Annotated in this window: 11 protein-coding genes and 1 rRNA gene; 3 read left to right on the top strand and 9 right to left on the bottom strand. The window is 57.5% G+C overall.

Annotation, left to right across the window (positions count from 1 at the left end; genetic code table 11):
- Window positions 1-45: 45 nt before the first annotated feature.
- The 8 genes from EC9_RS03105 to EC9_RS03070 all read right to left on the bottom strand — a co-directional run bounded on the left by EC9_RS03105 (window position 46) and on the right by EC9_RS03070 (window position 8,614).
- On the bottom strand, window positions 46-1,473 hold the full coding sequence (locus EC9_RS03105; protein WP_145342275.1) for an NAD-dependent malic enzyme: 1,428 nt from the start codon (window positions 1,471-1,473) through the stop codon (window positions 46-48).
- 163 nt (window positions 1,474-1,636) lie between these two features.
- On the bottom strand, window positions 1,637-2,053 hold the full coding sequence (locus EC9_RS03100) for a YkgJ family cysteine cluster protein (RefSeq protein WP_145342273.1): 417 nt from the start codon (window positions 2,051-2,053) through the stop codon (window positions 1,637-1,639).
- A 101-nt stretch (window positions 2,054-2,154) separates the two neighbouring features.
- Window positions 2,155-3,294 (bottom strand): aminotransferase class V-fold PLP-dependent enzyme, encoded by a 1,140-nt coding sequence (locus tag EC9_RS03095; RefSeq protein WP_145342271.1) that lies wholly within the window; start codon window positions 3,292-3,294, stop codon window positions 2,155-2,157.
- Entirely contained in the window at window positions 3,291-3,725 is a 435-nt protein-coding gene (locus EC9_RS03090) for a molybdenum cofactor biosynthesis protein MoaE (protein WP_145342269.1), read from the bottom strand. Before EC9_RS03090 ends, EC9_RS03095 begins: the two co-directional genes overlap by 4 nt.
- Before the next feature lie 3 nt (window positions 3,726-3,728).
- Window positions 3,729-3,989, bottom strand: a complete 261-nt coding sequence (locus EC9_RS03085; protein WP_145342267.1) for a MoaD/ThiS family protein — start codon at window positions 3,987-3,989, stop codon at window positions 3,729-3,731.
- Between the two features lie 78 nt (window positions 3,990-4,067).
- On the bottom strand, window positions 4,068-7,010 hold the full coding sequence (locus tag EC9_RS03080) for an FAD-binding oxidoreductase (protein WP_145342265.1): 2,943 nt from the start codon (window positions 7,008-7,010) through the stop codon (window positions 4,068-4,070).
- 38 nt (window positions 7,011-7,048) lie between these two features.
- Complete coding sequence (locus EC9_RS03075; protein ID WP_145342263.1) at window positions 7,049-7,768, bottom strand: LON peptidase substrate-binding domain-containing protein; 720 nt, start codon at window positions 7,766-7,768, stop codon at window positions 7,049-7,051.
- Window positions 7,769-7,867: 99 nt separating this feature from the next.
- Entirely contained in the window at window positions 7,868-8,614 is a 747-nt protein-coding gene (locus EC9_RS03070) for a Bax inhibitor-1/YccA family protein (RefSeq protein ID WP_246105933.1), read from the bottom strand.
- Between the two features lie 307 nt (window positions 8,615-8,921).
- Between EC9_RS03070 and dcd the strand changes: the two genes are divergently transcribed.
- A complete protein-coding gene (dcd, locus tag EC9_RS03065; protein WP_145342261.1) occupies window positions 8,922-9,500 on the top strand; it encodes a dCTP deaminase in 579 nt (192 codons plus the stop codon).
- A gap of 155 nt (window positions 9,501-9,655) precedes the next feature.
- On the opposite strand, the gene EC9_RS03060 is transcribed toward dcd, so the two are convergent.
- Window positions 9,656-10,840, bottom strand: coding sequence for an ATP-binding protein (locus tag EC9_RS03060; protein ID WP_145348979.1), 1,185 nt, complete (start codon window positions 10,838-10,840; stop codon window positions 9,656-9,658).
- Between the two features lie 623 nt (window positions 10,841-11,463).
- Between EC9_RS03060 and EC9_RS03055 the strand changes: the two genes are divergently transcribed.
- Both EC9_RS03055 and EC9_RS03050 read left to right on the top strand, forming a co-directional pair.
- Entirely contained in the window at window positions 11,464-12,330 is an 867-nt protein-coding gene (locus EC9_RS03055; RefSeq protein ID WP_218934554.1) for an HDOD domain-containing protein, read from the top strand.
- 494 nt (window positions 12,331-12,824) lie between these two features.
- Window positions 12,825-14,353: ribosomal RNA gene (locus tag EC9_RS03050) — 16S ribosomal RNA — on the top strand.
- The last annotated feature ends 248 nt before the right edge of the window (window positions 14,354-14,601 follow it).

Below are 14,601 nucleotides of genomic sequence, written 5' to 3'. Positions count from 1 at the left end.
TGAAGATGCCGCGGCGTCGCTAGCACCCAGCGAATCGCCGATCCCTTACAGCCCCGAGCCCGCTTTTTTGGGACGACGCCGAGCGACACCCGTCTCGGCTGCGGCATCCGCTACCGCTTTGGCGACCGCGGCGGCAACACGTCGATCGAAGACGCTCGGGATGATGTAATCGCTGCAGCGCTCATCGTCGGTGATGATGTCGGCGATCGCTTTGGCCGCCGCGACTTTCATCGCGTCGTTGACTTCGCTTGCGCGAACATCCAACACGCCGCGGAATAAGCCGGGGAAACACAACACGTTGTTGATCTGGTTGGGATGGTCCGAACGTCCCGTCGCCATCACCGCGACGTGCCCGTTGGCAAGCTCGGGGCGAATCTCTGGATCGGGATTCGCCATCGCAAAGACGATCGGATCGCTGGCCATGCTTTTGACATCGTCGACCGTCAGCACATCGGGAGACGAAACGCCGACAAAGACGTCGGCCCCCTGCACGACATCTCGCAACGATCCCCGCCGGCCATCTTTGTTCGTGACCGCTGCAAGTTCATCCTTCACGGGATTCATCCGCGTCGTTCGTCCTGCAAAGATCGCTCCCTCGCGATCGCACACAATCACGTGCTCGGCTCCGGCCAACTGCAACAACTTGGCGATCGCCGCCCCGGCTGCACCTGCACCGTTGATGACAATCTTGACTTCGTTGAGCTTCTTTTGAACCAACCGCAACGCGTTCTCCAGCCCCGCCAACGTCACGATCGCCGTCCCGTGTTGGTCGTCGTGAAAGACGGGGATATCCATCGTTTCATTCAACCGCCGCTCGATCTCGATACATCGCGGCGACGAGATATCCTCCAGATTGATCCCACCAAACGTCGGCTCCAAACGCTGAACCGTGGCGATGATCTCTTCGACATCCTGCGTCGCAATGCAGATTGGAAACGCGTCGACGCCGCCGAACTCCTTGAACAACATCGCCTTCCCCTCCATCACCGGCATCGCGGCTTCGGGACCAATGTTTCCCAACCCCAAGACGGCCGATCCATCGCTGACGACGGCGACCATATTTTTTCGGATCGTCAAGCTGTAAGAGGATTCGACGTCCTCATGGATCGCCATACAAACCCGAGCCACGCCGGGAGTGTAGACCGACGAGAGGTCATCGCGACTTTTGATCGGCGTCTTCGCGACGACTTCGATCTTCCCGCCCAAGTGTTTCAGAAACACCTGGTCGGAAACCGTCTGCAGTTCCAGCCCCGGAATTGCCTCGAGATGCTCCGCGATCCGTTGCACATGTTCCGCGTTCGCGGCGTTCACACTGACATCCCGCGTGATCCCCCGCCCGCTGGAACTGACGATATCGATCGCCCCAATCATCCCCTCCTGCTCGCCGATCGCGGTTGCGATCCTGCCCAACATGCCGCGATCGTTTGCATAGGTAAGTCGAATCGTCGCGGAATATGAAAAGGTTTGGTCCATTTGGGTTTCCCAAGGATCGTGCAAAAGCAAGAGGTTGGCGCAAACAGTTGCACCACGGGCGCGTAGACTAGCAGATCGAACCTAGGGAAGACGAGAGCAGCCCAAGCCGCGAAGGGAAGCCGCAGTTCCGTGAGGTATCAGCTAGCGTCCGGCAGTCCCGACCTCAGACGCTCTTCTCTTTCCGACGGGCTTCGATCTGCTTGAAGTTGTACAGCTTACCGACGCCGCTGCCGGGACAGATGTCGCAGGTCTCTTTCCAAGCCGCCTTGTCCTCCAGCGTGCTGTCCCAAAACGGCCAGGTGCGACACTGAATCGGCCGCGATTCGTAGACCGAACAGCCGCGGGTATCGGGATCTAAAAAGATGCAATCGCCATCGGAGTATTCGACGAGACTTTTGGCGGCACCGACGTTGCGGACGAACTTGTGCTCGAAATCGTCGATCGTCATCTGCATGTGCGTGGCCAGCGCCGCGATCTCGTCGTCGTTGACCCACACATAACCCGGCTCGCCGCTGCAGCATGCGCCACACTGCGTGCATTCAAATCGCAAGCCATCTTTGTACCAAGGTTTTCCTGCCATCGATCTTCGTCCAAACGTTCCAATTGAGCCGGCGATGGAATCCAGCCGGCAGAGTTTCTTTTTAAGTGGTTTTAAGTCGTTAAGCTTTGCGTTTCATTGGCTCACTGGCCAACCAACTGGCCGACGGCATCGATCGCGCGGTCGATCTCGGCTTGCCTGGTGAAGCGTCCCAAGCTGAACCGCAACGTCCCGGCCGACGTCCCCAAAGCTTCGTGGATTCGCGGCGAACAGTGCAAGCCGGCTCGCGATTGAATTCCAAACTGAGCGTCCAAAACTCCCGCCGCATCAGTCGGCTGCCAACCGTCGATCGCCACGCTGACGACCGCGACATGCGACCGCGCCCGATCGCGAAAGACCTCCACGCCCGGCAGCGCCGCCAAAGCATCCGCCAACCGATCGGCCAACGGGCCGCTTGAATCTTCCGTTTCGTTTCCGGCGGACCAACGCAGCGCCGCCAACAATCCAGCGATCGCCGGCACGTTCAAGTTACCCGCTTCGTGACGTCCCGGCATCCCAGCGGGCATTTCCATCCGATCCGAATCGGTCCCCGTCCCGCCATACATCAACGGCTGCACCTGGGACTGAATCGAATTTTCCAGATACAAAACTCCCGTCCCCAGCGGTCCCAAGCAACCCTTGTGCCCGGGACTGGCCAACATGTCGATCGCCATCGCCTGGACATCGATCGGCAGATGGCCAAGCGACTGCGCGGCGTCGACCAAGAACAGGGCAGGGTGGTGCCGCACGATCGCTCCGATCGCGGCGAGATCCTGAACCGCGCCGGTCACATTCGACGCGTGCGAGACCGCGACCAACCGCGTGTCGTCCCGGATCGCCGCAGCGATCGCATCGGCGTCGACAAATCCAAACCGATCGCAGGGGACGACGGTCATCGAAACGTCGCGGCTTTCCTGCAACCAAGCCAGTGGTCGCAGGACGCTGTTGTGTTCGATCTGCGTCGTGACGACATGATCGCCGCGGCGCAGCACGCCCTGAATCGCGATGTTCAACGAATGAGTACCGTTGCAAGTCAACGCGATCTCCGCAGCTTGAGCGTTGATCATTTGAGCGACCGCAGCCCGGCAGTTGGCGACCACTTGCTCTGCCGACATCGCTGCGGCGTAGGCACCGCGTCCGGCGGCCGCACCAACTTCAGTGATCTCCGCCGCGATCGCCTCCGCCACTCCCGGCGGCTTCGGCCAGCTGGTCGCTGCGTTATCCAAATAGATCCGTTGGTTCATGGATGCACCCACTCCGTCAGCCCATCGGACCAATGCTCTTGTTTCCAGATCGGCACGTCCGACTTGATCTCATCCAACAGCCAAGGGATCGCTTCAAAAACCTCTCGGCGATGCCCACTGCTAGCGGCGATCGCGATGCTCGCCTCGCCAAGATCGACCCGTCCCAAACGATGGATCACAACGACGCGTTTTAATTGCCAGCGGTCCGCCGCCGCATCGGCTAAGCGGCGCAGTTCAGCCAGCGCCATCGGACGATAGGCATCGTAGACCAGATAGTCGGTTTCTTTGTCCGCCGTTCGGCGGCGCGTCTTCCCCAGAAACAGACAGTGAGCACCGGCGTCGAGATCCGACAGCGATTCCAAGATCGGTTCGTTCTCGATCGGCCCATCGACCAATTCGACAACAACTCGCGTTTCGGCTTTCCGTTGCACGCGTCAACCTCCACTGACTGGAGGGATCAACGCCAGCTGAGCACCGGGCGCAATCAAATGCTCCGCCGCCACGTACTGCAGATCGACAGCCAACCGGCAGGCGGGCAAAAGACCTTGCAGTTCCGGACATCGCTGCCCCAGTTGCACCAGCACCTCGCCAGCGGTTGCGCCGGCGGGCAGCGTTATCGTCACCGAATCCGATCCCACCAACTCCTGGGCGGCGGCAAACATCGCCACTTCGATCGTGCTTGGAGAATCGGTCATCGACGAAAAACAAGGCTCAGGAAAAATGGAGACAGAAGGGCAGGGGACCTCGGGACGGACGCCTGTCTATATAAACTTCTAACCCAAAGCGGTCAGAGCGGGAAGCCGCCCATAGGCGTAGGCCATCACCTTGATCGGATGCAGCGTCGTCCGGTTGCTGCCGTGTTCGATCTGGTTTTTGCAAGCGCTACATTCGGTCGACGCCGCTTGAATATCAGCCTTCCGCATCCCGCTGATCAGATTCCAGCCGATGCGGACGCTGTTGCGGAAGTTCTCCCGTTTCATACCGTACAGCCCAGCCATCCCGCTGCACCCCTTCTCCATCGATTGAACGCGCAGCCCGGGGATCAGATCCATCAACTGCTGAGCCGGCTTGCCCGAATCGATAGCGCGAACATGGCACGGCTGGTGATAGGCGACGCTGGCGGCGACCGGGCGAAAGTCCAACGACAGCTCGTTCCGCAGATGCATGTCCCACAGATAGCGGCACGAATCGTAAGTGTTTTCGGCGACCAGGCGAGCGTCTTCGCTGTCGATAAGGTTGGGATATTCGTGGATCAGACAAAGCGCTGCGGTCGGTTCGGTCGTGACGATCTGGTATCCCTGACGAACCGCTTCGGCCAGGATGCGAATATTGTGAGTCGCCGCGTGCATCGCCCCTTTCAGATCACCCGCCGCGATCCGCGGCATCATCGACGAATATTGATTCGGCGGCACGTAGACGCCGACGCGATTGTGCCGCAGCACTTCGACAAGCGCTTGGCCGAGTTCGGGGTCGTGCCAGTTGGCGAAGTAGTCGACGAAATAGGCGACCTTGGGGCCACCTTTTTGCAGCGGCCGCGTCAATCGTTTTTTCGCCGCCCAACGCATGAAACTGAGCTTCGCGTAGGGAGTGATCCGGCGACCTCGGGCCAGCCCCATCGTCCGCTCCAAAACCCAACGCCAACGCGGACTCTTCAGCACCCAGTTCGAAACCGTTGCTACGCGGCTGGCCAGCGGCGCTATCGATTCAATGCGAGTCATCAAATAATCGGCGACCGACAGTCCGTTGGTAGCGACGTATTGCCCGCGCAGCTCGTTGACGATCTTCGGGATATCGACCGACGCCGGACATTCGATTCGGCACTGATGGCAACCGAAACAGAGATCGGTGATCTGTTTGACCTCGTCGGTCGCCAACGCATCGACCGACAGCTCGCCGGCCAAGACCCCGCGCAACAGATTCGCTTTCGCCCGTGGCGACGCCTCTTCGATCGGCAGCACGCGATAGACAGGACACATCCGCTCACTCGGTGCCAGCGTTTTGCAACGCCCACAACCGTTGCAGTTGCGCGTCGCCATCTCGATCGGCTCATCGTTCCACGACTGCAGCACCGGCAACCGCGGCACGATCGGCTCGGCGACCGAATCGGCATCCGACTCCTCGTCCGGCTCCGTCTCTTGACCGATCTGAATCATCGCCGTCACGTTGCGGAGATTCTCATCGGGCCCCTGCGATGGCAAACCGACGACCTTGCCGGGATTCAGCAAACCGGCCGGATCGAAGGCCCGTTTGACAGCGATCATCGCCGGCCACAGCGATCCGTATTGCCGCGGCAAGAACCAACTGCGACTTAGCCCCGCGCCATGCTCTCCGCTGATCGTGCCGCCAAACTCCAAGACCTTCTCGAAGATCGACTCGGCCAATTCCCGCAGGACCTGCGGGCTGCCGGGATCGGCCAGATCCAAGAACGGGCGGATGTGCAGATGCCCGTGCCCGGCGTGAGCAAACATCGTCGCGGTGACCTGATGCTCTTTTAAGATGTTCTGCAGCTCGACCATCAGATCGGGAAGCTTGGCAGGCTCGATCGCGATGTCTTCGATGATCGGCAGCGGACGCGTATCGCCGCGCAACCGATACAGTCGCGGGATCACACGACGCACGATCAGCCAAAAGAAATCGCGCTCGCGGCGTTCGACAGTCATCCGCGAACCAAAGGCCAGCTTTTCCTGCCGGCACAAACAATCGTTGAGGTCGCGCAAACGAGATCGCAGCTCGGGCAGTTGTTCGTCTTGGAACTCGACCAACAACATCGCCTCGGCATTGCGAGGGATCAATTGCTCGAACCGCGGATCGGTCTCCCGAGCGATCTCCAACAGTCGCCGATCCATCAGATCGCAAGCCGCTGCGCCACGCCCGGCCGCCAATAACGCTCCGCGAGCAGCATGCTCCAAGCGATGAAAGAACAACAGCGAGACGCCGCGATGCGTTGGCATCGGTTCGGTGCTGACCGTCGCTTCGGCGATGATCCCCAGCGTTCCTTCGGCCCCGACCAACAGACTGGCCAGGTTCACTTGATCTCCCGTGACGGCAAGATCCAACCGATAGCCGCCATGATTGTGAGGGGATCCAGCGCGAAGCTTTCCCAATTGCTCCGCATGCCGTTTGGCGATCCCGGTAACCTCATTGGCCAACCGCCCTGCGATTCCCCCCGATCCGTGGTGATGGCTGGAAAATTCAGCGATCTCCCCCGTGGCGGTGACCACTTTGATCGATTGCACCGTGTCGCGAGCCGATCCGTAACGGAGCCAATGGCTGCCCGAAGCATCCAAAGAGAGAACGCCTCCCATCGTCGTCACGCTGCGGGCCTGCGGATCGGGACCGTACAGACGACCATGCGTCCCCAGTTCGCGATTCAATTGAGCTAACACCACCCCCGCCTGCACGCGGATCAATGAATCGTCCAAGCGGTACCAACGTCGCATGTACCGCGACATATCCAGAATGATCCCACGCCCCAACGATTCTCCCGCCAAACCGCTCCCGGCGCCGCGGGGATGGATCGAAAGATGGTGCTCGCGGGCATATTGCACACACGACGCGATGTCATTCATCGACCGCGGGCGAACGATGCCGGCGGGCTTCAATTGATAGATGCTCGCATCGCTGGCGTAGATCTGCCGATGCACATCCTCACACAGCACATCCCCTTCGATGATGCCACGCAGATCGGCTTGCAATCGTGTACTGTCGGCGTCCATATCAAACCGTCAACTCTCAGGGGCCAGGATCTATGCAGTCAGTTTCGACTGAACGGCGGCGGAAATCCTGACGAGAGCGATTCGTTTTCCGGCTCCGAAACTTCAACTTGCTTCTGCGACGGAGCGAGTGCCGCGATCAGCTTTCTTGCCCGCTGATCGACATCGAGTTCGGCCAACAATTTCAACTTCTGCGAAACGGGAATACCAACGGTGTAGGCGATGATGTCGCTGACGATCCCCAACGGCATCTGGCTGTCCAACAATTGGCTAAAGTTCTCCTGCGCGAGCGCGGATTCGGGAATGTATTTCCGAAACTCCTCCAACAACGATCGCTTTAACAGCGGACGATCGGCAGCGGCTTGCGGCGAATAGACGTCGTCCAACACCTCGACCTTCGCCATCCGATAGGTCTGGTTGGTGACCACTTCTTGCAAGATCCGCACCCGCCGAATCCCTAGCAACAATATATTGTGACGCTCGTCGTCGGTCGGCGTATGCGAAACAATCCGCCCGATACAGGCGAATTCTTCCAACGCCGGACGGCCTTCGTAATCGGGCTCCCAACCACTGGCCAGCGTCGCCATTGCGATCAATCGGTCCGATGCCAAGGTATCGGTCAACAAATCGCAGTAACGCGGCTCAAAGATATGCAGCGGTTGCATTACATGCGGAAAACTGACAACCCCAGGCAGCGGGAACAGACGAACCGTCCCATCAAAATGATCGGGCAATCGCGTCAGACTTTCGATATCGGACATTGTTTAATCGCTGTCCCCAGACACTGCCCCTGACCAACGACCACTACGAGAGTGGTCGCATAAAAATGAAAGTTCCCGCTAAGCGAGCGTCGTCGTCGATCAATCGTTCGACGAAAACGACATCACCAACTGCAGGATATACCAAAACAGAAGTGCTACCGAAGCAAACAGAGCCAGCGACGCGGCGACATATTGATCCGTTCGGTAATGGTGTAGCACGTTGGAGGTGTCATAGAGGATGTAGCCCGACGCAACGGCGACCATGATCACCGAGAAGAAGATCCCCAACGAGAAACCGAACATGATGCCGCAAACGATCGCTCCCATCGCGACCAACCCGGCCATGAACAGGATCTTGCCCATCCAGCTAAGGTCGACGCGGGTCACAAAGACAAACGCTGTCAGTCCAAAAAAGACGATGCTTGTCAACATTCCTGCGATCACAGGTGTCTGGGGGTCGAATCGCATCGCGATGTACAACAGCGGCAAAAAGACGATCGCCTGACCGACGACGTACAGCGACAGCCCCATGTACTGCATCCCCGGCGACGCGCCGCTCTCGGCCCAACGGCGAGCCATCCAACTGACCGCCATGAACGCCCCTAAGACGATCAACCACCCATAACCGGTAACCATCCGCGTGACGATCATTTCCATCGTGTTAGCGGGAACCGCGGTCAACAGCAGCGCTTCGATGCCGACAAAGCCCAAGACGGCTGCGGCGAGATGGAGATACGTCTTGCGAATGAAGCCGGCGCGAGCCGATTCCTCGGCAAACGCAGCCATCATGTTGCCGCCCATTCCCGCTTGGCCAGTCTCAAATTGATAGGGATTCGTTGAACTCACGCTACGCACTCCACAGGGTTTATTTAATCGCTCTTCGATACAAAATCGAAACAAGCACTTTCAGTTGCTGTAATCGCTTCATTTATTCTACGCGGCCCAGATCGGCGAGAACACTGCCACCGCAGGAACCATTGGAAGTGTACCACATACATTCTCCGGTCCCCAAGGATTCCTGTTTTGGAAATCGGGTAGGTTTCGCCCGGCCGATTAGTTGACATCGGGTCCCCGGATGCCTGAGAATTAACATCTGCGGTCAACGCTTCCCTCCCACTCACCTGGCCGCCGACCTTCTCGGAGCAAAGATCGCATGATTCTATCGGGCGAAGAAATTAGGTCGCGGATCGGAAAACAGATCGTCATCGAACCCTTCGACGACGACAAACTGAACCCCAACAGTTGCAATCTGTCGCTGCACGACGAACTGCTGGTTTACGAAGAGGTGGTGTTGGACATTCGGCAGCCGAACCGGTATCGGCGACTGGAGATCCCCGCCGATGGTTTTGTGTTGCAACCGGGCTGCCTCTATCTGGGGCGAACGTCTGAGTGGACTGAAACCCGCGGCCTGGTTCCGATGATCGAAGGCCGATCGTCGCTCGGGCGACTGGGCCTGTTCGTCCACGTGACCACAGGTTTTGGAGACGCCGGATTCTGCGGCTACTGGACCCTGGAGATCTACACCGTCCAACCGATCCGAATCTATCCCGGGATCGATATCTGCCAGATCATGTACCACGAGATCTGCGGCGATGTCGAAGAGTACTGCAGCAAATATCAGAACAGTCGCGACATCCAACCGAGCATGATGTATCGCGAACTCGGCGGCAGCGAATCCGACCAACAGCTCGAACTCGACTTCGAATCGTTGGTCCGCGAAGCGATCTCGTGAAACAAGCCCCCCCCTGCGGTGGAAGAGGGAGGGCAAATCAGTGTTTCAAACTGGAACGCCCGAGGGAATGGTAACCCGACGCGTAAGCGAGGAATTCACGCGGTGCCTCGCTGACGCGCCGGGTTACCAAGAATGCCCATGGTGAAAGAGGGAAATCACATCACCGAGAAGTAGTTATCGACGGCAAAGTCGAAGTATTCATTGCACAATTCGATCGGTTTGCCGTGATACATGCAGTAATTGCGGACCTGCAATAAGAGATCCCGGGGTTGGCAATTGCGAAACGGACGATTCACCGGCAGGTAGTGCTTCTTAATAAGGTAGTCGATCGGTTCGGGCTTGTACGGGATCTTGGTGACCTTGCACATGATCTCGAACAGTTTGCGAAAATCAGCTTCGGCAGGGTTGGTCACCTCGATCTTATAAGGGATACGCCGCAGAAAGGCGTCGTCGACAAGATCTTTCGGCTCCAGATTGGTGCTGAAAATCACCAGCTGATCAAACGGCACCTGGATCTTCTTGCCGCTAGCCATATTCAGATAGTCGTAACGCTTCTCCAGCGGAACAATCCAGCGGTTCAGTAATTCATCGACCCGCATCCGTTGCCGCCCGAAATCGTCGATCACCAACGTGCCGCAATTGCTTTTCAGCTGCATCGACGCTTCGCTGATATTGCTTTCGGGATTCCGTTTGACTTCCAACATGTCCATCGTCAATTCGCCCCCCGCCACAATCGTGGGCCGCTTGATCCGCACCCAGCGTTTGTCAAACGCCGAATCGCTCAACAGCCCGCCGCCGCTCTCTGGCATCGCCAATTCATGATTCATCGGGTCATAGACCCGCATGATTTCGCCGTCGACAAAGATCGAACGTGGAATCCAAATGTACTTGCCAAAGGCGGACGTGACGCGTTCGGCGATGCTGGTTTTGCCGTTGCCGGGATACCCGAACAAAAACATCCCACGACCGCTGTTGATCGCTGGCCCCAACCGCTCGAGCATCCTGGGGTTGATCAAAAGATCCGAAAACGCTCTCAGCAGGTCAGCTTTCTGAGGCCGCTGCCCTTCGACGGTTTGGTGCTTCACGCTGGCGACATATTCGGACAGGAGCACCGGGCATGCACCATAATAGGTGCAGTCCTCGACATACCTGCGGGCTAGATCGCGACCGCTTTCCGTCAATATATATAGATAGTCCCCCGTAGCAGTCGACGACCGGTAAGCGACCGTCTGCTCCATCTTCATTCGATTGAGCCCCGGCTCGACGAGCCGAAACGGCAACTGCAATTGATCTGCGATCGCCCGCCCATCGGCTTCACCGGCGTTCAGCAAATACCGCATCGTGATCTGTTCGAGTAGCGTTTCGGAGATCCGCGATTCACTCAACGACCGGATTTCGCCAGGCCGCCACGGTTCGTCACGACTCGGTTCGAAATTAAAGGCGACCGCCGGACGCGATGGCTGGGCCGGGGCACTTGCCGGCGACTGACCTCCGTCGGGAGGCCTGGCCACCCCTGCGGAGTCGACCTTCGGCGGGGACGACGATTCAGGAACCAAAGGAGGCGGCTGACTCGCCGCCCCATCGGACAGTCCATGGATTTTTGCCAGCAACGCATCGAGCTTGCTGTCAGAATTTTGCTGCCGAGCTGTTGAAACCACGTGCACTCTCCAAAGATTTGCGATCGCAGGGCGACAATGCCTGATCGCAACCCATTCCGCCATGCCGGACCACCCAAAGGCACCGACAATCGATACAGCGAAAACTACTTCACAAAAATGCACCAAGCAAACTTAACAACTCCGGTTCCGATCGATGACCTAGGTTATTTCACAAAGCGAAACTCCTGGAACGGCACCGCCGCTTGCCCAACCGGCACACCCCGCAGAACCAAATCCCGCGGGAGCCGTTCCGGAATTCGCATGTGACACGTGATTCAACGCCCCGATTCACAGAGCACCTTCGTTTGAGCACTGCAACGACGCCCCCAACCACCGATCGACTCAAAAGCTTGGTCGATCGCGGCCATCTGCAATTCCCACTCGCTCCGGAAGCCCAGTGGCTGATCCGCAACGGTCACTTCGAAACCGCCGATCTCGACGGCCTGCTCTCGCGGATCGCCCCCGATTCGCCATTGCACAACCGCTTGCTCGCCTGGTGCAATTCGCCGTTGTTCAATTGGTCCGCAACATTCACTTCGCTGCACGCGGCGGCTTTGGTGATCGACGCCAACCATCTGCTGCGCCTCGCCTTCCTGGCGACGATCCGCGATTACTATTCCCCGCCGCTGACGATCGGCCGCTACAGCCGCGACGGATTATGGAAACACGGCATGGCGGTCGGCGTCGTCGGATCTTTCATCGCTCGAACATCGGGGCAGGCCAACCCCGCCGACTTATTGCTTGCTGGTGCGCTGCACGACTTCGGACTGTTAGTCTTTGAAAAACTAACTCCGCCACGGTTTTGTCGTTGGCTGGCCGCCAGCCGGGGAAAAGTCCCGGGGCGTCAAATCGAAACGATTTGGTTCGGAACCGACCGAAACACCCTCTGCGAAGCGATCCTGTCACAGTGGGGCTTCCCAAACGAGATCCTGCAAATCACGCAACCGCCGTCTCCCCGAACCAATCCCAACGAACCGATCCCAGCCGCCAACTGCTGTCTCGCAATCGCCGACTATCTATGTAGCCGAGCCGCGGTAACCGCGACGGGGCATCACGAAATTGCCGTCCCCACCGTCAAAGTGTTCGCTGAACTGGGTCTCGATAAGGATCTTTTGCGGATCGTCTGGGCCAATCTGCCAACATTATTGGACGGAAGCCGCGTCTTCGAATAACTCGCAAACAAACTTCAAAACGGTTCGCTAGGCAAATTGCAGGCCCAAACGACTCTTACGCACAAATTTCGCCAAAATCTCTTAAACGCCCCTTGTCCATACAGCGAACACCCTGTAAATTTCTGCCATGCCAACGAGGGCAGCACAGAAGCGAATCACGAAACGATCACTTCCGAGCTACTAACTCTCGCTGACATAAAACAAAACACGAGTCAAAACTTTCTTGAAAGTTTTGACTCAAGAGTCCTCAGGCTCTTGACGATAACTTAAGTAACAACTAAGATATTCGAATCACCTGACTCACACGAGTCAGCACTGAGACAAAACCTTGATCTTTGACAATTTGGTTGGTGAAACTCTTATTGAGTTCAGCTTTGAGACCGTTAGTTTTTAACTAATGGCGAAAAGTTTTTGCCGGGATGACCAACCCGGCGAGTTCAGCTTAAACTACTTTGGTTAGCCACGATCGGAACTTCGGTTCTGGTCTATGCATACAATTGAAGGGTTTGATCCTGGCTCAGAATGAACGTTGGCGGCGTGGATTAGGCATGCAAGTCGCGCGACAAGTCTAGCTTGCTAGATGGAGGAGCGGCGAAAGGGAGAGTAACGGGTAGATATGTGCCCTTGAGACCAGGATAGCGTTGGGAAACCGGCAGTAATACTGGATAACATCTTCGGATCAAATGGTGTGATTCCGCTCAAGGATCAGTCTGCTTCCTATTAGCTTGTTGGCGGGGTAATGGCCCACCAAGGCTGAGATGGGTACCGGGTGTGAGAGCATGACCCGGCTCACTGGGACTGAGACACTGCCCAGACACCTACGGGTGGCTGCAGTCGAGAATCTTTGGCAATGGGCGAAAGCCTGACCAAGCGACGCCGCGTGCGGGATGAAGGCCCTCGGGTTGTAAACCGCTGTCAGTTGGGAGGAAATGTATTTGAGTTATCTCTTATACTTGACCGATCTTCAGAGGAAGTACGGGCTAAGTTCGTGCCAGCAGCCGCGGTAATACGAACCGTACGAACGTTATTCGGTATCACTGGGCTTAAAGCGTGCGTAGGCGGCCTTGCAGGTCGGGTGTGAAATCCCACGGCTCAACCGTGGAACTGCGCCCGAAACCGTGAGGCTTGAGGAAAGCAGGGGTGTGCGGAACTGATGGTGGAGCGGTGAAATGCGTTGATATTATCAGGAACACCGGTGGCGAAAGCGGCACACTGGGCTTTTTCTGACGCTGAGGCACGAAAGCTAGGGGAGCGAACGGGATTAGATACCCCGGTAGTCCTAGCCGTAAACGATGAGCACTGGGCTGGGGGGACTTCCACATCCTCCCGGCCGTAGCGAAAGCGTTAAGTGCTCCGCCTGGGAGTATGGTCGCAAGGCTGAAACTCAAAGGAATTGACGGGGGCTCACACAAGCGGTGGAGGATGTGGCTTAATTCGAGGCTACGCGAAGAACCTTATCCTGGTCTTGACATGTTTAGGAACCTCTGTGAAAGCGGAGGGTGCCTTTCGGGGAGCCTTTACACAGGTGCTGCATGGCTGTCGTCAGCTCGTGTCGTGAGATGTCGGGTTAAGTCCCTTAACGAGCGAAACCCTTGTCTTTAGTTGCCAGCGGGTAATGCCGGGGACTCTAAAGAGACTGCCGGTGTCAAACCGGAGGAAGGCGGGGATGACGTCAAGTCCTCATGGCCTTTATGACCAGGGCTGCACACGTCCTACAATGGCGCATACAAAGAGAAGCAATACCGCGAGGTGGAGCAAATCTCAAAAAGTGCGCCTCAGTTCGGATTGCAGGCTGCAACTCGCCTGCATGAAGCCGGAATCGCTAGTAATCGTAGGTCAGCATACTACGGTGAATGTGTTCCTGAGCCTTGTACACACCGCCCGTCAAGCCACGAAAGTTGGGAGGGCCCGAAGCCGCCGAGCTAACCCGCAAGGGAGGCAGGCGTCTAAGGTCAGCTCGACAATTGGGACTAAGTCGTAACAAGGTAGCCGTAGGGGAACCTGCGGCTGGATCACCTCCTTTCTAAGGATTTCTGATTTACATTGGGTGACCTCTGTATTTCATACCGTGGATAACGATCTCAAGCTATCAATAAGAGTCGCCTCGCAAGAGGCACACCACCAATAGTCACAAAGACCCGCTTAGGTTTTCGCCAACCTGAGCGGGTTTTTTCGTGCGCTGATCGTATCGATCCGTCGCTCCAATGGTCTTTCCATTGGTTGCGTCGCCCGCATCGTCGGTATACTCCTGCGATCTGGCTTTTAGGATCG

This window comes from Rosistilla ulvae (genome assembly GCF_007741475.1).
Lineage (GTDB): Bacteria > Planctomycetota > Planctomycetia > Pirellulales > Pirellulaceae > Rosistilla > Rosistilla ulvae.
Note: the sequence above shows the minus strand (reverse complement) of the source record. Positions and strands in the feature narration are given on the sequence as shown.